A 25,242-nucleotide genomic window follows, 5' to 3' on the forward strand; every position below is an offset into this window, starting at 1 on the left:
CACGATGGGCGGCACTGGCTGCCGCCCGCGGAAGGGGCGGGCCCACAGAAGGAGCGGGATGCACGCACACCCCAGCTGTACCGAGAGCGCGCCGGTGCGCCGTGCGGAGAACCCGTGGATCGTCGGCCGGGTGGCCCCGCCCCGCCCCCGGCTGCGGCTGTTCTGCCTGCCGCAGGCGGGCGGCAGCGCGGCCTCGTTCGCGCCCTGGCGCCTCGCAGCGCCGCCCGGCGTCGAACTGGCGACCGTGGAGCTGCCCGGCCGCGGAGCGCGCGGCGGCGAACCCCTGCCGGACAGCGTCGAAGCACTGGCCGACGCCGTGCTCGACGGCATCTCGGAGGAGTTCGACCTGCCGTACGCGTTCTTCGGCCACAGCTTCGGTGCGCTCGTCTGCTACGAGCTCGTCGTCCGCATCCGCCGGCGTGGTCTGCCGCCGCCCCGGGCGCTTCTGGTGTCCGCGTCCCGGGCGCCGTTCACGCCCGTACGCACCCGGGTCTCGCACCTGGACGACCGCGGCCTGCTCGACTGGCTGGACGGGTTCGGCGGCATGCCGCCCACCATGACGCGCTACCCGCAGTACCTGCGGTACGCGCTGGACGCCGTCCGCCGCGACCTCGCCCTCGCGGAGGCGTACCCGCCCGTCGAGCCGGAGCCGGTCGGCTGCCCGCTGCACGCCTTCGGAGGCGCCGGCGACCCGCTGGTGAGCGGGGCCCACCTGGAGGCCTGGCGCGCCTGTGCCGCGGGCGAGTTCACCACCCGGCTGCTGCCCGGCGGGCACGACTACCTCTTCACCGGTGCTCCGGCCGTGCTCGGCGCCCTGACCACGACGCTCGGCTGACCGCCGGGAGCCGCACGGTTCCCCGGCCCGGCAGCGGGCCCCTTTCCCCAGGGAGTTGAGAGACATGGACGATCTGACCGGCATCACCGTGATCGAGGCGGCGGGCGCGGGCCTGCAGCCGTTCGTGCGCGAGCACGCCCGGGAGATCGGCGAGGAGACCGCCGCGAGCGGCGCCGTCCTGATCAGGGGAGCCCGGGCCGGCGGCGAGGAGGACTTCCAGGGGGCGCTGACGGCGCTGGGATTCGAGCCGCTGGAGTACACCGAGCGCTCCACCCCCCGCACCGAGGTGGGGGACGGCGTCTTCACCTCGACCGAGTACCCGGCGCGCCAGGTGATCCCGCAGCACTGCGAGTCCTCGTACGCCGACGCGTGGCCCGGACGGCTGGCGTTCTTCTGCGTCACACCGGCCGATTCCGGTGGCGCGACGCCGGTCACGGACGTCGCGCAGGTGCTGGAGGACATTCCCGCGGACGTGATCGACGCCGTGGAGACCCGGGGCCTGCGCTATGTGCGGAACTACGGCAACGGCGTCGGCCTCGACTGGCGCGACGCCTTCCAGGCCGCAAGCCGGGAGCAGGTGGACCGCTTCTGCGCGGCGGGCGGCCTGGAGCGGGAGTGGCTCGACGACGACTGCCTGCGCACGGTCCGCCGGGCCCCGGCGCTCGCGGTGCACCCGCGCACCGGCCGCCGGATCTGGTTCAACCACCTGGTGCTCTTCCACCAGTCCTCGCTCCCCGCCGGCACCCGCGAGGCCCTCGTGGACATGCTGGGCGAGGACAGGCTGCCGAACGACGTGCTGTTCGGCGACGGGACGCCGGTCCCCGACGACCTGGTCGCCGCGGTCCGCTCGGCGTTCGAGCGCCGCTCCCGGCGCTTCGACTGGCGCCGCGACGACCTGCTGGTGCTCGACAACATGCGCTGGTCGCACGGCCGGGAGGCGTTCACCGGGGAACGCCGGATCCTGGTCTCGATGACCGGCCTGATCAGCCGGAGCCCGGCCGCGCGCTGACGGCTCTCCATGACCGCCCCGCCGCCCACTCTTCGCGGCGCCGCCGGACCGCTTCCAGGGAATCCTCACGTGAATGAAATGACACAGTCGCCGATCGAGGCCGTGCTGCCCCTGACTCCGCTGCAGGAGGGCATGCTCTTCCACGCGCTGTACGACGCGGAGACCGCGGACGTCTACAACATCCAGGTCGCCTTCGAGCTGCGCGGGGACGTCTCGGCGGAGCGGCTGCGCGCGGCCTGCGCCGCCACGCTCGCCCGCCACCCCGTCCTCCGGGCCGGCTTCCGCCAGCGCGGCGACGGGCAGCCGGTGCAGCTGATCCGGCGGACGGTGACGACGCCCTGGCAGTGGCTCGACCTGTCGCCGGTCCCCGGCCCCGACGCCCGGGAGAGGCTGCTGGCCTTCCTGGAGGAGGAACGGCTCCGCCGCTTCGACATGACGGCCCCGCCGCTGATGCGGTTCGCCCTGATCCGCCTGGACGACGAGCGGTACGCCTTCGTCCTCACGTACCACCACATTCTGCTCGACGGCTGGTCGATGCCGCTGGTGCTGCGCGACCTGCTGGCGCAATACGGGAGCGAGGCCGGGAGCGAGGCCGAGGGGGAGGCCGAAGGGGAGGGCCGCGCAGGGGACGAAGGCGGCGCCCCCGGGCCCGTCGCCGCCTTCCCCGACTTCCTGCGCTGGCTCTCCCGGCAGGACCGCCCGGCCGCCGGGCAGGCATGGCGGGAGACCTTCCGCGGCCTGGCCGAGCCGACGCTCGTCGCCCCCGGCGCGCCGTCGGCGGGCGCCGGGGCCATGCCCGGGATGACCGTGGTGACGCTGCCGGAGCACGCGACCGAGGCCCTGGCGGCGACCGCCCGCCGGCAGGGCGTCACCCTCAACACGGTGGTGCAGGGCGCCTGGGCCCTGCTGCTCTCCCTGCTGACCGGGCGGGACGACGTGGTCTTCGGCCAGACCGTGCACGGGCGCCCGGCCCGGCTGCCCGGCGCGGGGTCCATCGTGGGCCTGCTCATGAACGCCGTCCCCGTCCGGGTACGCATCTCCGCCAGTGAGCCGGTGGGGGCGCTGTTCGCCCGGATCCAGGACGAGCAGTCGGCGCTGGAGCCGCACCAGCACCTCGGACTCGCCGAGGTACAGCGCCTGGTGGGCCTCGGCACGCTCTTCGACACCTCGACCGGCTTCGGCAACGCCCCCTTCGACTGGGCGTCCGTGCGCGAGGCCGTGCCCGGCATCGAGGTGAGCGCGCTCGAAGAGGACCCGGACGACGACCGGCAGCAGATCACCGGCTCCACCCACTACCCCCTGAGCGTGGTGGCCGTCCCCGGCGACCGGCTGCGGCTCGAAATCAACTACCGCACCGACCTGTTCGACGGCGAGCGCGTGGAACTCGTCGCCTCCCGGCTGCGGCTGCTGCTGGACACCTTCGCCACCGCGCCCACGACCCCCGTCGCGCGGATCCCGCTCCTGACCCGCGAGGAACGGGAGCGGATCACGCAGGGGTGGAGCCGCCACCCGCACCACCCGGCGTCCGGACGCCGGGCGGGCACACTGCCCGGGCGGTACGAGGAGCAGGCACGCCGGACGCCGGACGCACCGGCCGTCGCCGACACGCGACGGACGCTCAGCTACCGGGAACTCGACGAGGCGGCCAACCGGCTGGCCCGGCTGCTGCTGAACCGCGGCGTGCGGCCCGGCGACCTGGTCGCCCTCGCGCTGCCGCGCTGCACCGACCTGGTCGTGGCGATGCTGGGCACCCTCAAGGCGGGCGCCGGCTACCTGCCGATCGACCCCGGCCACCCGGCCGAACGCATCGCGTTCATGCTGAAGGACGCCGCCCCCGCGGTCGTGATCGCCGCCGGCGCCGCCCACCCCGCCCACCCCGCCTTCACCGGGCACCCCCAGGTGATCCCGCTCGGCGACCCCGCCGTACGGGCCGAGCTGGCCCTCCTGCCGGGGCACGCGCCGGACGACGCCGAACGCGGCGCGCCGGTGCGGCCCGCCGACATCGCCTACGTCCTGTACACCTCCGGATCGACCGGCCGCCCCAAGGGCGTCGCGGTGGAACACCGCACGGTCGACGGCTACCTCGCCTTCGCCCGCGACGCCTACCCCGGCCTCGCCGGGGAGGCGCTGGTGCACTCGCCGCCGTCGTTCGACCTCACCGTCACCGGCATCTTCGGCCCCCTGACCTCGGGCGGCCTGGCGCGCATCGTCGACCTCGACGACTTCGACGCCCCGGACCACGCCCCCTCCTTCGTCAAGGCCACGCCCAGCCACCTGCCGGTGCTGACCGCGTCCCCGGCCGGGTACTCGCCGACCGGCGAACTGGTCCTGGGCGGCGAACAGCTGACCGGCGAAGCCCTGGCCGAGTGGCGCGCCCTCCACCCGCACGCGACGATCGTGAACGAGTACGGGCCCACCGAGGCGACCGTGGGCTGCACGGAACACCGGATCGAGCCCGGCGACCCGCTGCCGCACGGCGCGGTGCCGATCGGCCGGCCCGTGCCCGGCGCCCGGATCCACGTCCTGGACGGCTTCCTCCGCCCGGTCCCCGCGGGCGTCCCCGGCGAGCTGTACATCGGCGGCGCCGTCCTCGCCCGCGGCTACGTGGGCCGGCCGGGGCTCTCCGCGACCCGCTTCGTCGCCGACCCCTTCGGCGAGCCCGGCGACCGGATGTACCGCACCGGGGACCTCGCCTGGTGGCGGCCGGACGGCGTCCTGGTCTACGGCGGCCGGTGCGACGACCAGGTCAAGGTCCGCGGCTTCAGGATCGAGCTGGGCGAAGTCGAGGCCGTGGTCGCGGCCGACCCCGCCGTCGCCCGGGCCGCCGCGGCGGTACGGGCCGACCGGCGCGGGGCACCGCAGCTCGTGGCCTACGTCGTGCCCGTGGCCGGCCGGGAGACCGATGCGGACGCAGACGCGCTGGCGGAGCGGATCGCGGCGCAGCTGCCCTCGTACATGGTCCCTTCCGCGTTCGTGACGCTGCCCGGCCTCCCGCTGAGCCCGAACGGCAAGCTCGACCGGGCCGCGCTCCCGGGGCCGGGGCCCGAGCCCGGGGAGGCTCAGGGCGAGGCGGGCGGGCCGGCGGGCCGCCCCGAGGGGGAGGAGCAGGCGCCGGAGAAGAGCATCGCCGGCAGCCTCACCGAACTCGTCGCGCAGGTACTCGGTCTCGACCACGCCGGGGCCGACGACGACTTCTTCGCCCTCGGCGGCGACTCCATCACCGCCATCCAGCTCGCCGCCCGCGCGCACAAGGCGGGGCTGAAGCTCACCCCCAAGCACCTCTTCACCCACCGCACCCCGGCCGCTCTCGCCGCCTTCCTCCTCGACCGCCCCGGCAGCGCCCCGGCCTCCGAGCCAATCCCCGCCACACCGGTCCCGCCGACACCGATTCCCGCCACGCCGATCCCGGCCACGCCGATCGCGCACTGGCTCCGGGAGCACGGCGGGACCTACGACGCGTTCCACCAGTCGACGCTCCTGCGGGTGCCGCCGGGGCTCGGCACCGACCGGCTCGCCGCCGCGGTGGGGGCCGTCGTACGGCGCCACGAGGCACTGGGCGCGAGCCTGCGGGAGGACGGCTCCCTCGCCCCGCTGCCCGCCGGCGCCACCGGGCTGCCGGACCGCGTACGCCGGATCGGCGTCCACGGCCTCACCCCTCGTGCCCTGCGCGAACGCATCGCCGCCTGTGCACGCCAGGACGCGGGCGCGCTCGCCCCGCGCGACGGCGCGATGGTCCGCGTCACCTGGTTCGACGCCGGCGAGAGCGCACAGGGACGGCTGCTGGTCACCGTCCACCACCTGGCGGTCGACGCGGTCTCCTGGCACATCCTGCTGACCGATCTGCACACCGCCTGGCAGGGCGCGACGGCGGACACCGTACCCGCGCTCGACCCCGTACCGCTTCCGCTGCGGGAATGGACCCGCAGACTGCACACGGCGGCCACGGCACCCACTGTCCTGGACGAACTGCCCTTCTGGCGCCGCACCCTGGCCGAGGGTGCCGTCGCGCTCACCGACGCCCCGCTCGTCCCCTCCCGGGACCTGTACTCGACGGCAGGCCGACTCAGCCTGGAGCTGCCCGCGGACCTGACCGCGCCGCTCCTCACCACCGTCCCGGCCGCCTTCGGCAGCGACACCCACAAGGTCCTGCTCACCGGCCTGGCGCTCGCCGTCGCGGCCTGGCGGAGGGGCCGGGGGTCCGGCGACGGCACGGCCGTCCTGGTCGACGTGGAGGGCCACGGGCGCGAGCAGCTCGACGACGACAGCGACACCGACACCGACCTGTCGGGCACCGTGGGCTGGCTGACCACGCTCTATCCCGTACGGATCGACGCACGGACCGGCGACCGGGACCCGGACGCCGGCACAGACACAGACAGAGGCACGGACACAGACGCAGGGGACCCGCGCCTCGGCGCGGCCGTCCGCCGCGTCACGGCGCAGCTCGCGGAGGTTCCCCGCAACGGAATCGGCTTCGGCCTGCTGCGTCATCTGAACAAGGACACGGCCACCGAACTCTCCGCCCGGCCGGCCCCGCAGATCGGGTTCAACTACCTGGGCAGGCACAGCGGCACCCCCGGGACAGCCGACTGGAGCGTGGCACCCGAGTCGTCGGCGCTGCCCCTGGGCGCCGACCCCCGCATGCCGATGCCGCACGCCGTCGAGGTGCAGGCGGCGATCGACGACGGCGGGGCGGGACCGCGCCTGGTCGCCCACTGGCTGTGGGCCGGTCTGCTCCTCCCCGAGGAGGACGTCCGCGAGCTGGCCGGGCTGTGGTTCGCGGCCCTGCGCGCACTGGTGGCGCACGCGACGGCCGGCGGGACTTCCGTACAGCTGCCGGTCCCCGCCCCCCGTGCGGAAGCGGAAGCAGAAGCGGAAGCAGAACGTGAGCAGGAACTGGCCTGGCTCGGGGCGCGCACGGGAACCCCCGTCACCGACGTGCTGCCGATGACACCGATGCAGGAGGGCCTGCTGTTCCACGCCCGGTACGACAGCCGGGACCTCGACGTCTACACCGCGCAGATCGCGATCGAGATCGCGGGCCCGCTCGACACCGAGCGGTTCCGGAACGCGTGCGACGCCCTGCTGCGGCGCCATCCGATGCTGCGCGCCGGATTCCTCCAGCGGGCGTCGGGGGAGCCGGTGCAGATCATCCCCGGGCCGCTCCGGATGCCCTGGCACACGCACGACCTGAGCGGCCTCGACCCCGATGCCCGGGCCGGCCGGCGGGATGCGCTGCTGGACGCCGACCGGCGCCGGCGCTTCGACCCGGCCCGGCCGCCGCTGATGCGCTGCATGTGCATCACGCTCGCCGGGGACCGCCGGGAGCTGGTGCTCACCGTGCACCACCTGCTGGTGGACGGCTGGACCACCTCGATCCTGCTGCGCGACCTGCTCGCGCTCTACGAGCGGGACGGCGACGAGAGCGGCCTGCCGACCCCGCCCCCCTACCCGGACTACCTGCGATGGCTGGACGCGCAGGACCGGGACCTGGCGCGCGCCGCCTGGCTCACCGCGCTGGACGGACTGAAGGAGCCCACGCTGCTCTGCCCGGACACGGACACCGCCCGCGTGCGCGAGCTCCCCGAGCGCGTCGTCGTGGAGCTCTCCGAGACGGAGACCTCCGCCCTGGGCGAGGCGGCGCGCCGCTGTGGCGTGACGCTCAACACGCTCGTCCAGGCGGCGTGGGCGCTCTTCCTGCACCAGCGGACGGGGGCGCGGGACATCACCTTCGGCGCCACGGTCTCGGGCCGGGCGCCCGAAGTCCCGGGCATCGAGGACATGGTGGGGCTGTTCATCAACACCGTGCCGGTCCGGGTGCGCCTCGACCCGGCCGAGCCGGCGGCGGAGCTGCTCGGGCGTCTCCAGCGGGAGCAGGCCGAACTCCTCCCGTACCACCACCTCGCCCAGGGCGAGATCCAGCGGGCGGCCGGGCTGGGGGCGCTCTTCGACACCTGCGTCGTCTTCGAGAACTTCCCGGACGCCGAGAGCATGCCGGGCTCCTCCGGCTCGGACTCGGATTCCGGCCCGGATTCCGGCTCGGACTCCGTCCCGGGACCGGACTCCGGCTCCGGCTCCGGCGACGAGCTGCGGCTGGTCGGCGTCAACGGCGTGGACGCGTACCACTATCCGCTGAAGCTCATGGTGGTGCCCGGCCGCCGGCTCCGCCTGGAACTCGGCTGCCGCTCCGACCTGCTCGGCGCCGGGTATGCGCGCGACGTGACCGACCGGCTGCGGGCGCTGCTCACCGACCTGCCCGGAGCGATGACGGTGCCGGTGGAGCGGTTCTCGCCGCCCGCCCCGCCGCCGTCCGCCACCGCTGACCAGCAGCGCCTGTGCGAGGTGATCGCGGACGTGCTGGGAGTCGAGGCCATCGGCGTGGACGACGACCTGTTCGAGCGCGGCTGCGACTCGCTCACGGCACTGCGGCTGGCGGGCCGGCTGGAGACCGAGCTGCGCCGGGCCGTCGACGTCGGCACCGTCTTCCGCCTCCGTACCGCGCGCGCCCTGGCCGGGGCACTCACCTGAGAAGGACCACAGGACCGCAGGAGCGCAGTACCGCAAGGACCGAACACCGTGTGATCCGCGGACGGCGAACGTCCGTCCCCGAAACGAGAAGGACCCATTTCCGTGACCAACCCTTTCGACAATGAGAACGGCACCTTCCACGTCCTCGTCAACGACGAGGGCCAGCACTGCCTGTGGCCCGCCTTCGCCGAGGTGCCGGCGGGCTGGAACACCGTCCTGGCCGACGCCGGGCGGCAGAGCTGCCTGGACTACATCGAGACGAACTGGACGGACATGCGCCCCGCGAGCCTCATCGGCGCGACCACCCGGGCCTGACCTCCCCCTTCCCGCTCGAAAGGTGTACGCACGTGCAGCGGATCATGCTCAAGTCGAAGATTCACCGTGCCACGGTCACCGATGCCAATCTGCACTACGTCGGCTCGGTGACGATCGACCCCGACCTCATGGAGGCGGCGGACCTGCTGGTGGGTGAGCAGGTGCACATCGTGGACGTCAACAACGGTTCACGGCTGGAGACTTACGTCATCGAGGGCCGACGCGGGTCGGGATCGATCTGCATCAACGGCGCGGCCGCCCGCCTGGTGGCCCCGGGGGACATCGTCATCATCATCGGTTACGCGATGACCGGCGACGAGGAGGCCCGTACGCTGCAGCCCCGGGTCGTCTTCGTGGACGAGGCGAACCGGATCGTGAAGCTGGGCGCGGACCCGGCGTCCTGATCAGGGGCCGTTCGTCTCCCGCCGGTCGGCGGCGGCCGGGGAGGCCGCCGCCGTTTCGCGTGCCCCGGTGCTTTCGCCCGCCGCCGGGGCAGGGCGGGGCGGCTCGTCTTACTCGGCGGCCTGTCTTACTTGGCGGCTTGGCGGATGCGGCTGACCGCACTGCTGGCGGCGACGGCGAGCAGGCCGACCGCCACGGCGGTGTAGAACGAGTCCGGTGTCGTCCAGTCCCTGTTGAAGTCGGTCAGGAACTCCTGGTCGAAGACCGTCTGGTGGTGGAAGATCCACGCCAGCGGCAGTGCGTAGAGCGCCTTGGCGACGGCGTATCCGGTGGCCAGTGGCATGGTCCAGCGCCCGGCGGCGGCCCGCGCCAGGTTGAGCACCGTGAGCGCGGCGAGCCCGGCGACGACCGGCCAGATCCAGCCCGACCACAGGGCGGGGTCGAGGATTTCGAGCTGCTTGCCGTGTGCCGTGTAGGGCTTGGCGGAGTGCTGCCAGACGATCAGCCCGAGCAGGAGCGCGTTGCCCACCGCCCCGAAGGCGGCCCCCGCCAGGCCGTGCTTCTCCTGCGGGGGAAGGTCGGGCAGGTCGTCGGGGGTCCAGCGGTTGCTCCGCGCGGTCAGCCGGGCGCGGTACCGGGACCGCTCGACCAGCGCGAACACCGCGGTGGGCCAGGCGATCATCTGGGAGCCGAGGACGACCACGGTGCCGATGCCCGATTCGATCACCTCCCCGAGATGCTTCCCGTCCAGGACGTCGAGCCCGATGACCGCGGCGGTGACCACCGGCAGGACCGTGGCCAGCAGGATCTTCAGCAGCCGCCGGTAGGCGGGGAAGAGGTCCGGCCCGATCAGTGTCAGCGGCTGGTCCGCGTAGCGGGCGGCGAGCCGGATCGGGTCCCCCATGTCGCTGAGCGCCTCGCGCTCGGCCGAGGCCGGGTCGGCCGCCCGGGCCCCTTCGATGGTGTCGGCGATGGCGGTGCGCAGCTCTTCGGCGACCTCGTCGCGGGCTCCGGCGGGGACCCGCCGGACGACCTCGTGCACATAGCGCTCGGTCAGTGTGCCCGTAGTCGTCGACGCGTTCGTGCTCAACGCTTCTCCTTGGTCAGTTGTGAGATCGAGCCGACCAGCGTCTGCCACTCTCGTGTCAGGCCGGCGCGGGCCAGAGCGCCCTGAGGGGTGACTTGGTAGAACTTGCGCGGCCGGGTGTCGTCGGTCTCCCACTCGCTGACCAGCAGCCCCTGTTTCTCGAGCCGGCGCAGCAAGGGGTAGAGGGTGTTGCCTTCGACGGGGATCCCGGCGTCGTTGAGCGTCTCCAGGAGCGCATAACCGTACTGCCGTTCTTCCAGCAGTGTGAGGCAGGCCAGCACGGTGGTGCCACGGCGCAGCTCCTGGGCCTGGCTGAGGAGTAGCTCATCCAATGTCACGAGCCACACCATAGTGTGCGGCGCACAGTACTGTCCATGGCCAAGGTGAGCGTGCTGTCCGGGAGTTGGTCCGGCCGGCGGCAACGGTGCACTCCGCCGCCTGAATTGCCGGTGCTGTGTCCTCTCGTATTGCCGGTGTGCTGCCTGGCCGAGCGATCAGGCATCGCCGAGGATCCATGGCGGGGATCACGCCAAGTGGCCCGGCCGGCACGGCAGCAGACGGATGGGGGAGCGCGTGAAAACAGCGCGGTCGCACCGAGAGGAGCCGCTGGACGCCGCCGTGCGGCCCGTGTCTCTCTGGCGCGATCGCGACTACATGGCCTGGTGGTCGGGCAACGGGCTGTCCTCCCTGGGCACGGCCGTCTCGACGCTGGCGTTCCCGCTGCTGATCCTGGACACCACAGGTTCGGCGGCCCAGGCCGGCAACATCACCGCCGCCCAGATGATCGGCACCCTCGCCACCCTGGTGATCGGCGGGGCGCTCGCGGACCGGGTGTCACGCCGCCTGGTCATGGCGGTCTCCCCGCTCGTCGAGGCGCTGGCCCTGGGCGCCGTGGCGCTGCTGGTGTACCGCAGCGACGCCCCGGTCCTCGCGCTCGCCGCCCTGGCCCTGGTCAGCGGACTGGCGGGCGGGCTGCGCACCGCGGTCGCGGCGCCGGCACTGCGCCGGCTCGTGCCCAAGGAGCAGGTCGCCACCGCGACGGCTCAGGGCATGGGCCGCGACATGGTCGCCCACATCGTCGGTACGTCCCTCGGCGGAGTGCTGTTCTCCGTCACCCGCTGGGTGCCGTTCCTGTTCGACGCCCTGTCCTACCTGTTCGTCACCCTGGGGACCCTGGTCATCCGCCGGCCCCTCGGCCCGGACCGGGACCCGGACACCCGCAGCGGCCCGCGCCCCGGCATGGCCGCGGACATCGCCGACGGCCTCCGCATGGTCAGACGCAGCGGCTACCTCATGTTCACCATCGTCTGGGGAGCGCTGCTCAACGCCGTGGCGGAGGGCTTCACCCTGCTGTTCATCGCGCTCCTGCACCACCGGGGCGGCGGGCCGACGCAAGTCGGCACCGCGACCTCGCTCGCACTCGTCGGCGGCGTCATCGGGTCCTTCATCGGACCGTGGCTGATGCGCCGGCTGGGGGCGCTGCGGGTGCTCCACCTGGCGGCCTGGGTCTTCGCGGCGTCCTTCGCGGTCATCGTGTGGGTCCCCGAGCCCTGGCAGATCGGCCTGGTCCTGCTGGTCGGCATGACCGGCATGGTGCCGCTCAACGTCGTCACCGAGTCGTACCAGGTGCGCCTCATCCCCGACGCCTACCTGGGCCGGGTCGCCGCGACCAGCCGGTTCTGCGTCCAGGTGGTGCAGTGGGCGGGCCCGCTGGGGGCCGGCTTCCTCGCCGACGCGATGGGGGTACGAGGAGCGATCCTGGTCCTCGCGGTGGCCATGATCACGCTGGCGCTCGCCCTGTTCGGCGGCAGCCGCCAACTCGACCTCCTGCGCACCCCGTTGGGCGAGGTGCGGGAACTCCCGCTGCTCACCCCCGAACGGCCGGCACACCCGTGACACCGCCGTGCCCGCGGCTCTGCCCGCAGCTGTGCCCGCAGCCGTGCCCGCAGGCGGGGTCACGGCCGGGGCCACGGCCCGGGACCCGGTCACCGCTGGAATGAAAGGACACCACATGGAAGCCCCCGTGGAGCCGGGCATCGTCGCCACCGGCACGGCGTTCGGTGAACGGCTCAGCGTGGCCGGTACGGCCGCCGAGTACGTGAGCGACCCCGAGTTCGCCCTCAGCTGGGGTTACGACACCTACCACCGCCTGACCGACGGCCGCACGCCGACGGAACTCGCGGCGGAGGCGGCCCGCGCGGCCCTGGACGGCGCCGGTCTCACGGTGGACGACGTGGACCTGATCGTCGCCGGCAACTCCGACGTGCCGGAGTACCTGGGCTGGGACACCTCGGCCGCCGTGGCCAAGGAACTGGGCGCGCACGCCACGCCCACGGTGCTCGTCACCCAGGCCTGCGCCGCGTGGTCGCTGGCCGTCGACCACGCCGCGGGAGCGATGGCGCTCTCGCCCGAGACGAACACCGCCCTGGTGGTCGTCGTCAACGTGGTCAGCGAACAGCACGCCAACCGCATGGCCTTCAACACCAGTGTCGCCAGCGACGGCGCCGTCGCGGTGGTCCTGCGGCGCGGACACGCGCGCTGCCGCCGGCTCGCCTCCGCGCACTACACCAACCCCGAGTTCGCGAACCTCTTCCGCATCGAGTACGGCGGTTCCGCCGTGCCCGTGCCGCCCGAGGGGGAGCACAACCTGAAGGTCGACCCCATGGCCGCCGTCTACCGGCACGTGGGCCGGGACCCGCAGCGCTTCCAGGGCTTCGTGGACGAGATCAACGGGCGTCTGACGGACGTGGTCGACCGGGCCTTCGCGCGTGCCGGGAAGGACCGGGGGCGGCTCGCCCGGCTGATCTTCCTCAACGACAACCAGCAGGCGATCCGCGAGGCCGCCGACGCCGTCGGCCTGCCCGTCGAGCGCACCAATGCCGAACTGGCCCGCAAGTACGGGCACATGGGCGCGGTCGACCAGCTGGTCTGCCTGGACGAGCACATCCGGGCCGGGGAGCTGGCACCGGGCGATCTCGTGGCCCTCGCCGGGATCGCGGTGCCGGGAATGCACTGGTTCTGCACGCTCATCGAAGTCTGACGCCACGAACGATGCCGTAACGGCTCCCGCCCCTCCGAGAGGAAGACCACCCATGCCCCCTGAGCGCCCCGCCGCACCGACGGAGGTGCCCGTGATCTCCGAGGAGGAGATCGCCCGGTTCGTCACCGACCACTTCCTGGACGACGAAGCGGACGGCCTCGACCCGGATCAGGACCTGCTGGCCGACGGCGCGATCGACAGCCTCGGCGTGCTGCACGTCGCGGCCTGGCTGGAGAAGCAGTACGGCGTGACGCTGCCGGACGGCGCGCTGTCCCTCAGGAACTTCCGCTCCGTGCGCGCGATCCGGGAGGCCGCCGAGCGCGCCGCGGCCGGCGGCGGCGAGCCGTGAGCGCACGCCCGGCGGAGCCGGGAAGGACCCGGCGTCCGCGGAGGCCGGCCTGTGGTGAATGAAGCGTTGAACGGCTGTTGAACGGCTCAGGAGAAGCGATGAGTTTGTCCACTGAAGTCGCGGACGGCGTCGAGGTCCCGACCCGGTCCGATATGGTCACCGCCTCCCTGGGCGTCGCACGGGAGATGGAACGACAGGGGTTCAGGCCCGGCGACCGGGTCGTCCTCAAGGCCGACAACTCGGCCGCCTACGTGTTCGCGCTGCTGGCGCTCGCGCACCTGGACGCCTCCCTGGTGCTCCTGGACCACCGCCAGACCGGTGCGGAGACCCGTACCGTGATCGAGCAGTGCCGGGTCCGCTGGGTGATCGGGGACGGCCCGGACGACGGCTCGTTCCGGGGACCCGGCGCGCCGCACTTCCTGGCCCTCGAAACCCTCGTGGCCACTCCCGCTCCCGACTCCGCTCCCGCCCCCGCTCCTTCCTCCGAAGCGCCCGCCGGCCTGGACTTCTCCCGGTGGCAGCGGCGCACCGACGCCCTGGTGGCGTGGTCGACCGGATCGACGGGGAAACCCAAGGCGATCGTCAAGCCGGGGGGAGGCTTCCTGACCAACCTGCACCGGACCCTGGCGCACATGGGCTACCGCGACAGCGACACGTTCCTCCCCTTGCTGCCGTTCTCCCACCAGTACGGGCTCTCGCTCATCTTCCTCGCCTACCTCGCCGGCGCCTCCCTGCTCGTCTCCCCGTTCCGGCGCATCGACCTGGCGATCCGGGCGGGCGCGGCCCACGGCGCCACCGTCGTCGACGCCACACCGGCGACGTACCGGAGCCTGCTCAACCTCGCGGGGCGGAACCCGGCGCTGCTCGACGGCCTGGAGGGGGTCCGCCTGTGGTGCACCGGGGGCGCTCCCCTGGACCAGGCGCTGACCTCGCGGTTCCGGTCCGTCGTGGGCGCCCCGCTGCTGGACGGCTACGGCAGTACCGAGCTGGGCAACGTCTCCTTCGCCACGCCCGCCCGTCCGCTGGGATGCGGCAGGACGCTCAAGGGGATCGAGGTCCGGGTGGCCCCTCAGCGCAGCGAGGAGGGCGCGCCCGGCCCCCGGGACGCGGCGGGAGCGGAGTTCGGCCGGATCTGGGTGCGCTCTCCGGACGCCATGGCCGGCTACCTCGAACCTGACGGAACGATTCGCCGGCAGGCCGGAGAGTGGTACGAGACCGGCGACTTCGGCTTCCTCACGGACGACGGCGACCTGTACGTGATCGGCCGCGCCCACGCCGTCCACCGGATGGGGCATCTGCTCTACCCGGAGGCCCTCGCCGCGAAGGCGAGCGGCTGCGGACGCCAGGTCGTGGTCGTCCCGGTCGACGACGAGAGGTGGGGAAGCCGCCTGATCTTCGTCGTGGCCGATCCGGAGGACGGCGACCCCCGGCTCTGGCGGGAGCTGATCTGTTCGATGCTCCCTTCGTACGAGCATCCCAACCACGTCGTGGTCGTCCCCGCCCTCCCGCTGAACCGGAACGGGAAGACCGACACCGCGCGGCTGCAACTGCTGCTGCGCGACGACCACCCGGCGATATGGAGCGGCCGCGTGCAGAACGGAGCCGTGCTGTGAGGGCCGGAGCGGTACGGGAGACGCGGCGGCGGGTCGTGGTGACCGGCTACGGCGCGGTCACCCCGGTGGGACCGGACGTCCCGTCCCTGTGGCAGGCGCTGCTGTCCGGGCGAAGCGGAATCGGCACGGTGACGGGGTTCGACCCCGACGGCCTGCCGGTGACCATCGCCGGCGAGGTCCGTGACTTCGACCCCCTGGTGTACATGCCGAAGCGGGCGGTCCGGCGCCTCGACCCCTTCGCCCAGTACGCGCTCGCCGCGGCCGTCCAGGCGGTGGACGCGGCGGGCCTGACCGTGCCGGTGTCCCGGCCCGACCGCATGGGGGTGCTCATCGGTTCGGGCTACGGAGCGGAGAAGACGATCATCAAGGCCGCGGAGGCCCTGATCACCGAGGGCCCCCGCGGCGTCAGCCCGTACTTCGCCGTCAGCGGCGGCAGCGACTCCGCGGCCGTCGAAGTCGCGATGCGCTTCGGCGCGCAGGGACCGTCCGGCTCGATGAGCACCGCCTGCGCGACGGGCGCGACCTGCATCGGCGACGCCGCGCGCATGATCGCGACGGACGTGGCCGACGTGATGGTCGCCGGCGCCTCCGACGACTGCCTCACCAAGGCGGACATGGCGGCGACCGCCAAGACCGGCGTGCTGTCCAGGCGCAACGACGACCCCGCCGGCGCGAGCCGGCCCTTCGACCTCGGGCGCGACGGGTTCGTGATGAGCGCCGGCGCCGGTGTGGTGCTGCTGGAGGAGGCCGGGCACGCGATGCGGCGGGGCGCCGAAATCCTCGCCGAGGTGGCCGGTTACGCCGCGACCACCGACGCCTACCACCTGACCTCGCCGGACCCGGAGGGGCGGGGGCTGCAACGGGCGATGCGGCTCGCGCTGTCCGACGCGGACGCGGACGTCACGGACATCGACTACATCAACGCACACGCCACGGGAACCGACGGCGGGGACCGGGTCGAGATCACGGCCCTCCGGCAGGTGTTCGGAGAACGTCTCGCCAAGATCCCCCTCACCTCGGTCAAGTCCGTCCTCGGTCACATGATGGGGGCGGCGAGCGCCGTCGACCTGATCGCGACCGTCGAGGCGATGCGCACCGGAACCGTGCCGCCGACCACGAACTGCACCGAACCCGAGGACCCCGAGCTGGACTTCGGCACCCGGGAGGCCGGGCGGCGCGAGATCCGTACCGCCATGAGCAACTCCTTCGGGTTCGGCGGCCACAACGCCGTACTCGTCGTGAGGTCGTTCGACGGCGGCTGATCCCCTACCACCGGCTGCGCACAGCACCGGAACGGAAACGACGAAAGGCACCATAGTCATGAGCAACTTGCACGGTGACCGGCTCGCGGTGGAGAAGAACTACCGGATCGCCACGGGATGCACCTCCGGAACCGGCCTGGTGGCCAGCACGGTCATCGAGGAGGGAGCCGAGGTCATGACCCTGAGCGACTGCACCCCGGAGGCCGCCTCCAAGTACACGATCCAGGTCGAACGCGACCTGCACGTCATGGGGACGGACATCCGGTACCTGAACCACTCCTGCGACCCGAGCACGTATGTGGACGCTGTCGCCGGCAACGTCATCAGCACCCGCCGGATCCTCCCCGGCGACGAACTGACCTTCTTCTACCCCTCCACCGAGTGGGACATGTCGTGCCCCTTCCGCTGCGGGTGCGGCGCCGCGGCGTGCGTGGGCGAGGTCACCGGCGCCGCGTTCCTGACCGCCGACGTCCTCAAGGGCTACCGGATCAACGCCCACATCCAGGAGCTGCTGGCGGAGAGGGACTTCGGTTCATGACGTCAGGTCATGACGCCGGGGCGGAACTCCATGCTGTCCCGGCCGCCGCTACCGGGGGCCGCCTGCTGGTCGAGACCTTGACCGGCCACGGAGTGGACACCGTGTTCGGCATCCCCGGAATCGACAACCTGGAGATCTTCCGGCATCTCGGGGAGAGCGGCATCCGGCACATCACCCCGCGCCACGAGCAGGGCGCGGGGTATGCGGCCTACGGATACGCGCGGGTCACCGGACGGCCCGGCGTCGTCCTGACCACCGCAGGACCCGGGCTGCTCAACGCCGCGGCGGCGGCCGGGCAGGCCTATTCCGACTCCGTGCCGGTGCTGTTCCTCTCCGCCGGGCCTCCCCGGGGGCAGGAGCCGGGCGACGGGCTGCTGCACGAGGTCAAGGACCAGACCGGCGCGATGAACGCCATCTGTGCGTGGAGCGAGCGCGCCGACGGCCCGGGCATGCTGAAAGAGCTGCTGGGGAAGGCGTTCAGGGAATTCCGTACCTGTCGCCCGAGGCCCGCTCACGTAGAGATCCCGGCCGACGTCCTGGCCGATGTCGTCGCTGACGTCCTCGCGACAGAGGCGGCGTGGGCCGGCCCGGGGGAGAACCCACCGGCCGGGGGAGGGGAGAGGGCCCCGGCGGAGGAGTTGTCCGGACCCGGCGGGATCGAGCACGCCGCCCGGCTGCTCGCCGGGGCCCGGCGGCCCGTGGTCATCGCCGGCGGGGGCGCCCGGGCCGCGTCCGCCGCGGTCACGTGCCTGGCGGAGGAGACCGGCGCCCCGGTCATCACGACCGCGAACGGGAAAGGAGTGATCGACGAGGACCACCGCAACGCGCTGGGCGCGGCTCTCCACCTGGAGTCCGCACGTGACTTCCTGCGCCGCGCCGATGTGGTGATCGCCGTCGGCACCGAGCTGTCCGACACCGACACCTGGTCCGGCCCCCTGGCCCTGACCGGTGACGTCATCCGCGTCGACATCGACCCCGGGCAGAGCCACCGCAATGCCGTCGCGGCCTGCGCGCTGACGGGTGACGCGGACGCCGTTCTGCGCCGTGTCCTGGCCGCCCTCGGCTCCGTGCCGGACCGCGCGGGGGCGAGCGGCGCGTACCTCCGCGAAATCGCCGGGGTCCGCGCACGCATCGAGGCCGAACACGCCGGCCTGGGAGCCCCGTGGGCCGGGCTGATCGACGCGATGCGGGCGGCCATGCCGCCCGAGGCGGTCCTCACCAGCGACAGCTCCATGGTGTGCCATTACGGTGCCATCAAGGGCTTCCGGGTGCCGGCCCCCGACTCCTTCCTCCACCCCACCGGATTCGGGACCCTCGGTTTCGCGCTTCCGGCGGCGATCGGTGCCCTGGCGGGCCGGCCGGAACGGCCCGTGGTGGCCCTCACCGGCGACGGCGGCCTCCAGTTCACCGTCAACGAGCTGGCCACCGCCGTCATGCTGGGAAAGCCCCTTCCCGTCGTCATCGTCGACAACGGCGGTTACGGATCGGTCCGCAGGGAACAGGCCCGCCTGGGCGTCGCCCCGCTGGGAACGGACCTGCCGAGCCCCGACTTCGCCGCCCTGGCCGCCGCCTACGGAGCACACGGGGTGGCAGCCGGATCACCCGGTTCCGTAGCCGCCGAGATCTCCGCGGCCCTCGAACGCCCCGGCCCCACCCTGATCACGATCCCCGAACACTCGCTGACCACCCCGGAAGGCTGCGATGAATGACCCCTATCTCCAGGTGACCTGGACAGACCGGGAAACCGAGGCGCGCGGCTACCTGGTGATCGACCGGCTGCTGGGCGGCGCCTCCAGCGGAGGCCTGCGCATGCGCAGCGGCTGCACCCTCGCGGAGGTGGCCGACCTCGCCAGGACGATGAGCCTGAAAGAGGCGCTGAACTACCGTCCGTCGGATCGCTACGTTCCCTACGGCGGGGCGAAGGGCGGAATCGACTTCGACCCCCGGCACCCCGGCGCACGCGCCGTGCTCACCAGATACCTGAGCGCGATGAAGCCCTTCATCGAGACCTGCTGGGCGACCGGGGAAGACCTCGGCGTCCAGCAGCGCACCCTCGACGAGGCCGCCGCCGAGGCGAGCATCGAGTCGACCGTCCAGGCGGCGCTGCCCCATGTGCCGGACGGCCGTGCGGCGGGGCTCGCCCGTCTCGCGGCGGGCTTCGCGGCCGAGGTCGACGGGATCTCGCTGGCCGACCTCATCGGCGGCTACGGCGTGGCGAGGGCCACGGTCGCCGCGCTGGAGCACCGCGGCGACCGCGTGCACGGAGCGACGGCGGCGCTGCAGGGCTTCGGGACGATGGGAGGCGCCATAGCCCGCTATCTCACGGAGGCCGGACTCCGCGTGGTGGCCGTAGCCGACCAGGACGGCGTGGTGGCGAACCCCGCAGGGCTCGCTGTGGAACACCTGCTCGCCCACCGCACCCGGGACGGCCGCATCGACCGCGACCGTCTGAAGCCGTACGACAAGCCGATCGCATCGAACTGGCTCGCGACCCCGTGCGACGTACTCGTGACGGCCGCCGTCCCGTACGCCGTCAACGAGAGCAACCACCACCTGATCACCGCCCGCTATGTGGTCGAAGGCGCCAACATCTCGGTCACCCCTGCTGCCGAGCGCGAACTCTTCGCCAGAGGCACGCTCGTGATCCCCGATTTCGTCGCGAACTCCGCGGGCAACGCCTGGTGGTGGTGGACACTCTTCGGAGACATCGAACCCACCGCCGCCTCGGCGTTCCGCCGCGTCTCCACCGTCATGGAGGACCTGGTCGTCTCATCACTCGACGGCGCGGCCGACACGTCCACGACACCACGCACCACGGCCGCGGCCCGCGCCGAAACGTCGATGGCCCTCCTGAACGAACGCCCGAGGGGCTGACGGCGTTCACTGCCGCTTACCCTCGGCCGGGCCGGGCCGGCTACTCAGAGCCGGTCGCGGCGTTCAAGGAGATTTTCTTGAAGTCGTCGCCTTCGCGGCGCTGACCTGCGGAGATTGCTTGGCGGACCCCTCTGACCTGCGGCGATGGGTGTTTCCGGCTCTTTCACCGGGCTGCCGGTTTGCGCGGCCGATTCTCCCCAGCCGCTCCCCAACAGGGCTCGGTTCTCCCCAGATTCTCCCCAGCGGGGCTGACAGATCACGTAGAAGGAGGGCTGGTCTTGGAGCCTTGGTCGTGGCTGGGGTGTCACTCACTGTACTGGGGAGTCACAGGGGGAGAGGGTGCTAGTCCTCGCTCCGCTCGTCCGGGTCGGGCGCCCAACGGCCCTGGTGTTCCACATGAAGATTCGCCTGCTTCGGCAGCATGCATAACTGCGAGGTGGTGCTGTACCTGGCGGTGAACCCGAGCGAGATCCAACTCGTCCCGCGATTCACGCACGACGTTAGGCATTGGTTATCACGGCATGAGGCCGCTGACGGTACGGCTGCGCTCGGAGGACGGTCTGGAGCGCTCCGAAAGCCTGTTCCCGCTCAACTGCTCGGTCGTGTAATGGGGAGAGTGGCTGCCTCAGTCGGTGGATCCGGAGGCTGGGCTGAAGGTCTGGATGAGCGGGATTGAACCCACGACCTCCTCGTCCCGCATGAAGTTCGGGTCGAGCCGGGCCAGGTAGTTCGGTATTTTACCTGCTCAGGGCGTTGGCGTCGGGTGGTCTCGGATGGTTTGGAAGGGGTTTGGGAGTGGGTTGGCTCCCAGATGGCTCCCAAGAACTGGCGTAGTAGCTGGGGCAGGCTAGGTCGGCCCGTCCCGCCAGGTGGCCCAAAGCGCTGGAGCGGCCCTTTTCCGCGTCCAGCGGCAGGATGGCGGGCTCAGTGAGGGCAGGTGCATGGGGAGCAAGAGCCGCGCCCGGATCAGGGCGCGGGCCAGAGCTCACCCCCACTGTTCGTCTGCCTCGTACAACCTCCAGGCCGGCCATCGAATGGCTTCGACTTCTCCGTCGTCGCTGCCCAGCAAGTTCCGTCGATGCAGCATGAGCCGGAGGTGGCGGGCTGCGTCGGAGCCCTCTTCGATTCCCCTGTCGAGTAGTACAGCTCTAGGTGCGGTGGCGCCGATGCCTCCCACCAGAGTGTCCGCCGGATGCCCGTTAACTGTCTCGCCCAGCGTGACGGTGGCTTCCTTCGTGCGGGAGAGGGTCTGATACAGGCGTTTGAGCAGCACATCCTCGTCTCCGCCACCCGGAGGTACGCCGTTCCGCTCTGCAGCCTCCAGCAGCGCGGCGCCCACGCCTCCTCGCTGTCGCCAGAGTTCCTTGTCCCCCACCACGATGAGGTGACTGCGTGCCCGGGTGATGGCGACGTTCCACAGGTTCAGCTGTCCACTGACCCACTCGACTGCGCCCGTATGCATGCCTTCTCCGGCGACGAGGGAGAACACCATGACATCGCGTTCGCCCCCCTGGAAGGTGTGCACCGTACCGATGCGCAGACGCTCCTCGTCGTACGGTCGTAGCCGCTTGCGCAGCGTTTCAGCCTGCGCTGTGAAGGGAGTGACAACGCCGACGGTGGCCTCAGGCGGCAACTGGTGCAACAGGTACGTGACGCTGGCGAGCACTTTGTGGGTCTCGTCATCGTTGACCCAGGAGCCACCGAACGGAGGGCGGGCAGCCCGCCCGGTCACGTCCGTCCAGATAACGGCGGGGCGGCGCGCCAGAGAGGGACGGCCACGGGTGTCGGTGAGAACGGTCAGCCCACCGTCGTAGAAGAATTCGTTGGAAATCCCGGCGATGTGCGGATGACAGCGGAAGTGCTCGTCGAGAAGCAGCGTGCCGCCTACGGACTGCTCGGCCGCGTGGAAGGCGGAGTGGCGCCGGTAGGCGAGGTGGTGCTTCTCCAGCCAGTCGGACCGCAGTCCGTTCCCGCGCCGGATGAGAGCCTCGCGGTGCGGGCTGGTCTGCGTGATGTGCGTGAGCTGCATGGGATCGCCGATGACCAGGGCCCGCCGCGCGCGGAATAGCAACGGCAGGACGTGGGGGATGGCGCACTGGCTGGCCTCGTCGATGACGACGAGATCGAACAGGGCCGGGTCCGGAGGGAAACGCCGGGCGGAGAGGCTGGTGACTGCCCATCCAGCCACTACGGGTGCGTCCGTTGATGTTCCCGAGCGGCCGAGGACCCTTCCCAACTGCGGCCAGTCACTGCGTTTGCCGTCCCGAGCCGTCAACAGGTCCAGAATGCGGCGGCGTCCGGCCCAGGCGGCGGCTTGGACCGTGGTGGCGAGGAGCGTACGTGAAGCGTCCTGGACGGTGCTCTCCGCATCGCGCAGGGTACGCGTGAGCGCTGTGTCGTCAACGGTGGCCGCATGTTCGCGCCCGTCACGCCACTCCGCCTCGGCCGCGGCGAAGCCGGCGAGCGCGAGGCACCCCGTGGCGGGATCACCGGCGTACCCCTCCAGACCGGCCTTGCACAGGAAACGGGTTCGGCGCCACGATCCTAGGAAACGCGCGTGGGCGAGGCGACGTGCCTTGTCCTCCAGCTCCTTCGGTCGGGGCGGGCCATCGAGCAGGTCCTGGAGTTCGGTGACGGTGATCCCGAGTTTTTCCGCGTGACGGGCGCGGGCTTCGCCTGCTTGGCGAAGCCGCAGCTCGGTCTCCGCGATGTGGGCCAGAAGCTGCCGTACTTCTGCCCGACGGTCGGTGGCCAGTGCGGTTGCCATGGATGCCGTGGCCGCGGTGGTGGACGGCTCCGGGCCGGTGCGCAGCGCGTGCAGCGCGGCGGCCTCGTGCTCCGCGTTGCTCTTGCCATTCTTCCGCGCTGAGCCGGTACGCACGACGCTGCCGGGCACCAGCTTGTCGCAGCGGCGCCAGACCTCGTCCACGGCATCGTTGTTGGTGGACGCGACCAGTACCGTCTGACCTGCCGCGATCGCCGTGGCCACGAGATTGGCGACCAACTGGCTCTTGCCGGTGCCGGGCGGGCCCGTGGCCACTGTGAGGCGGCGGGACATGGCGGACCGGAGAACCGCCGTCTGGGCCTCGTTGCAGGGCAGCGGCGTTACGAGGCGTACGGGTTCGGGGTCCGCGTGGGCGAGGGATCGGGCGCGCTGCGCGGTGTCGGGCGCGAGGCCCCCGAGGGCGGTCTTCCCGATCTGGTCCGTCTTTCTGGCGATGTCGGCGAAGTCGTTGAGAAGCCCCTTCGTGAAGCCTGTCTGGGGGCGTGCCGCGAACAGGACGGCGGTGTTGCGGGCCCCGTGGCCGGGCGTGCGGACATCGATGCGGTCGGCGAGCTGGTCGGGACGGAGCTCCTGCACGCACGGCAGCTCGAACTCCTGCGTGAGGAGGTTGCGCACTTCCACCGCCATACGGTCGTGCTGTCCTCGATGCCACGACGGCTGAAACGTATCGACGAGCTGGTTGGCTTCCTCCTCGCCCAGCCAGTCGTGCGCCAGCTGAGGATGCGGCTGGACGGGGCCGTACGGCTTCAGCCGCACCTCGCCCTCGTCCTGGACGATCTCGACCCGGCGTACCAGCAGGGGCGCGAACTTCGGCTGCCGCCAGGGGCGCCCGGCGCGAGGCCCGGTGAGGACCACTGCCGGGTAGCCCGCCCAGAGCTCGGCGTCCTCCTCGGCCGCTGAGTCCACGAGCGGGGCCGCTTCCTTGGGGAGCGCGACGCAGCCGTCGTCATCGACGTCGCCGGAGATGAACCTCTCCGCGCCCCCCAGGCACACGTATGACGTGTCCTGATGGCTCACCTCCATCAGAGGTGTCTCGGCGCTCTCGGCCAGGACGCACTCGCGGTAGTAGTCGAGCAGGTTGGCCCACGCGGGCTGCGCGTGAGCGAATTTCGCGGCATGCGGTTGTGCCGCTTCTCCGGCGGCAGCCCGGGGCCGAGAGCTCAGAGGATCGAGGATGGGGGCCCGGCCGAAGGGGCTGTCCGCGATGACGATGCGGTCGTCGACGCCGAGCGCGGAGTGCACCGGCACCTGACGTCCACCGTCCTGGGCACGCATGCGCCGGTTGACGTAGTGGAACAGGTCGCTGACCGATACCGCTTGGCCGCCGTCCTTGCTGACCTTCCCCGTGCGCAGCGCCTCGATGACCTCGCCGGTGAACGCCGACGGCTTCACGTCATCGCCGCCGCCCGCGTCCGCATACGAGTCCTCCCCGGCCCGCGAGGACGACAGGACGTACACGCCCCTGCTGGTCAGCGGGGGCTGCTCGCCGGACTTGGACACAGAGTTCTCGGGCCCTCGGTCCGATGTGCGCAGGCCCACGGCGTACCCGCCGCTGCGGCAGCAGTCGATCATCACGATCTTCTGGGGGGCGACGCACTCTTCCAGCGCGTCGTTGAGGAACCCTGCGCTGACACCGGTCGAGGCCACCCGGTCGTAGTCGGTGTCCTTGGCGACGAAGTGGAACTCGCCGCCGTCGCGTACGGTGCGCACACCGTGCCCGGAGACGTACACGAGCGCAAGTTCGTCCTCGTCGCGCTCCTGAAGGAACTCGCCGATGGCCGCCCGCATGTCGTCGGCGGTGAGATCGGATTCGGTCTGGACGGAGACGAAGTTGCCGATGTTGCGATGCTTCAGGACCTGGGTGAGTCCCCATACATCCGCCCGTACGGAAGCCAGCGGCGAGAAGCGGCCGTCGTCGTAGTGCTCGTTGCCGATCAGGAGAGCCCGGCGCTTGTGGAAGCGGGTCACGCCGCGCCGTCATTCGGTTCGGGACCGTCGCCGCCGGCGACCCGGTCCTGGAATTCGCGGACCATGCGCTCCTGTGCGGCGTCCGGCCGTCCGGTGATCTCGATGGAGTCATCCCTGACGGTGACCACGACCTTGCGGTGCCGCTCCTTGGCACACCACTCCTTGATCAGGGTGATCAGGACCTGGGACGCCGGACGGGCGACGGCGGCGGTGGCGGAGGCCCAGAGAGCCACCTCGCCGACGCCGGTGCCCTTACGACCCGGTTCGCTGGGCCCGTCGGCGTCATGGAAGCCGACGACGAGGCCGTCCGTCCTTCGCAGAGTGTCGTGGAGATCCCGGGTGAGGCGCTCCTGCCGGAGTGTGTCGCCGCCTGTGGGCACGGTGAGTGTCCACTGTGGTCCCCCGTTGCGCATGTGCTGCTCCTCGCGTCGGTGTTCGGCTTGTCCTGTCCGACCAGCGACTTTGGCACGAGGCCGTTCCCTGGTGACAGCCCGGGGCGACAGGAGGGGCAGCATCTGGCCACCTCCGCGATGTGCAGCAGCGTCTCAGCCGTCGACTGTCGTCTTCCCGGGCGATCGCAGGTATCAAGGAGTCTTTTCCACGCGTACGGCTGGCGGGTGAGGCGGCCATCGTGTGT

17 protein-coding genes are annotated in these 25,242 nt (G+C 72.0%); 13 read left to right on the plus strand and 4 right to left on the minus strand.

Annotation, left to right across the window (positions count from 1 at the left end; genetic code table 11):
* Positions 1–58 precede the first annotated feature (58 nt).
* From IE241_RS01725 to panD, 5 genes are all read left to right on the plus strand, one after another.
* Positions 59–835, plus strand: a complete 777-nt coding sequence (locus IE241_RS01725; protein ID WP_190019752.1) for a thioesterase II family protein — start codon at positions 59–61, stop codon at positions 833–835.
* A gap of 64 nt (positions 836–899) precedes the next feature.
* Positions 900–1,844 (plus strand): TauD/TfdA family dioxygenase, encoded by a 945-nt coding sequence (locus IE241_RS01730; protein ID WP_190019753.1) that lies wholly within the window; start codon positions 900–902, stop codon positions 1,842–1,844.
* Between the two features lie 78 nt (positions 1,845–1,922).
* Positions 1,923–8,372 (plus strand): non-ribosomal peptide synthetase, encoded by a 6,450-nt coding sequence (locus IE241_RS01735; RefSeq protein ID WP_229898781.1) that lies wholly within the window; start codon positions 1,923–1,925, stop codon positions 8,370–8,372.
* Between the two features lie 102 nt (positions 8,373–8,474).
* Positions 8,475–8,687 (plus strand): MbtH family protein, encoded by a 213-nt coding sequence (locus tag IE241_RS01740; protein ID WP_190019755.1) that lies wholly within the window; start codon positions 8,475–8,477, stop codon positions 8,685–8,687.
* A 32-nt stretch (positions 8,688–8,719) separates the two neighbouring features.
* The gene (gene panD / locus IE241_RS01745) at positions 8,720–9,091 is read left to right on the plus strand and encodes an aspartate 1-decarboxylase (RefSeq protein ID WP_190019756.1); all 372 of its coding nucleotides are present in this window, start codon (positions 8,720–8,722) and stop codon (positions 9,089–9,091) included.
* Between the two features lie 125 nt (positions 9,092–9,216).
* Here the strand turns inward: panD and IE241_RS01750 are convergent, their stop codons facing one another.
* Positions 9,217–10,179 carry an HAAS signaling domain-containing protein gene (locus tag IE241_RS01750; protein WP_190019757.1) on the minus strand — a complete coding sequence of 321 codons (963 nt, stop codon included), beginning with the start codon at positions 10,177–10,179 and terminating at the stop codon, positions 9,217–9,219.
* Positions 10,176–10,514, minus strand: coding sequence for a PadR family transcriptional regulator (locus IE241_RS01755; RefSeq protein WP_229898674.1), 339 nt, complete (start codon positions 10,512–10,514; stop codon positions 10,176–10,178). The genes IE241_RS01750 and IE241_RS01755 overlap by 4 nt, the downstream gene beginning before the upstream one ends.
* A gap of 235 nt (positions 10,515–10,749) precedes the next feature.
* On the opposite strand from IE241_RS01755, the gene IE241_RS01760 reads away from it, so the two are divergent.
* From IE241_RS01760 to IE241_RS01795, 8 genes are all read left to right on the plus strand, one after another.
* Entirely contained in the window at positions 10,750–12,072 is a 1,323-nt protein-coding gene (locus IE241_RS01760; RefSeq protein WP_229898675.1) for an MFS transporter, read from the plus strand.
* Positions 12,073–12,187: 115 nt separating this feature from the next.
* Entirely contained in the window at positions 12,188–13,216 is a 1,029-nt protein-coding gene (locus tag IE241_RS01765) for a 3-oxoacyl-ACP synthase III family protein (protein ID WP_190019760.1), read from the plus strand.
* Positions 13,217–13,268: 52 nt separating this feature from the next.
* Positions 13,269–13,565 carry an acyl carrier protein gene (locus tag IE241_RS01770; RefSeq protein WP_190019761.1) on the plus strand — a complete coding sequence of 99 codons (297 nt, stop codon included), beginning with the start codon at positions 13,269–13,271 and terminating at the stop codon, positions 13,563–13,565.
* 98 nt (positions 13,566–13,663) lie between these two features.
* Positions 13,664–15,178 carry a class I adenylate-forming enzyme family protein gene (locus IE241_RS01775; protein ID WP_190019762.1) on the plus strand — a complete coding sequence of 505 codons (1,515 nt, stop codon included), beginning with the start codon at positions 13,664–13,666 and terminating at the stop codon, positions 15,176–15,178.
* The gene (locus tag IE241_RS01780; RefSeq protein WP_229898676.1) at positions 15,175–16,440 is read left to right on the plus strand and encodes a beta-ketoacyl-[acyl-carrier-protein] synthase family protein; all 1,266 of its coding nucleotides are present in this window, start codon (positions 15,175–15,177) and stop codon (positions 16,438–16,440) included. The genes IE241_RS01775 and IE241_RS01780 overlap by 4 nt, the downstream gene beginning before the upstream one ends.
* 58 nt (positions 16,441–16,498) lie before the next feature.
* Positions 16,499–16,978: an SET domain-containing protein-lysine N-methyltransferase gene (locus tag IE241_RS01785; protein WP_190019764.1), complete on the plus strand. Its 480-nt coding sequence runs from the start codon at positions 16,499–16,501 to the stop codon at positions 16,976–16,978.
* Positions 16,975–18,687, plus strand: coding sequence for a thiamine pyrophosphate-binding protein (locus IE241_RS01790; RefSeq protein WP_190019765.1), 1,713 nt, complete (start codon positions 16,975–16,977; stop codon positions 18,685–18,687). The genes IE241_RS01785 and IE241_RS01790 overlap by 4 nt, the downstream gene beginning before the upstream one ends.
* Entirely contained in the window at positions 18,680–19,852 is a 1,173-nt protein-coding gene (locus IE241_RS01795; protein WP_190019766.1) for a Glu/Leu/Phe/Val dehydrogenase dimerization domain-containing protein, read from the plus strand. Before IE241_RS01790 ends, IE241_RS01795 begins: the two co-directional genes overlap by 8 nt.
* A 985-nt stretch (positions 19,853–20,837) precedes the next feature.
* On the opposite strand, the gene IE241_RS01800 is transcribed toward IE241_RS01795, so the two are convergent.
* Positions 20,838–24,605, minus strand: a complete 3,768-nt coding sequence (locus tag IE241_RS01800) for a caspase, EACC1-associated type (protein WP_190019767.1) — start codon at positions 24,603–24,605, stop codon at positions 20,838–20,840.
* Positions 24,602–25,018 carry an effector-associated constant component EACC1 gene (locus IE241_RS01805; protein WP_190019768.1) on the minus strand — a complete coding sequence of 139 codons (417 nt, stop codon included), beginning with the start codon at positions 25,016–25,018 and terminating at the stop codon, positions 24,602–24,604. Before IE241_RS01805 ends, IE241_RS01800 begins: the two co-directional genes overlap by 4 nt.
* Positions 25,019–25,242 lie beyond the last annotated feature (224 nt).

It is taken from the genome of Streptomyces hiroshimensis (genome assembly GCF_014650335.1).
Taxonomy (GTDB): Bacteria; Actinomycetota; Actinomycetes; order Streptomycetales; family Streptomycetaceae; genus Streptomyces; species Streptomyces hiroshimensis.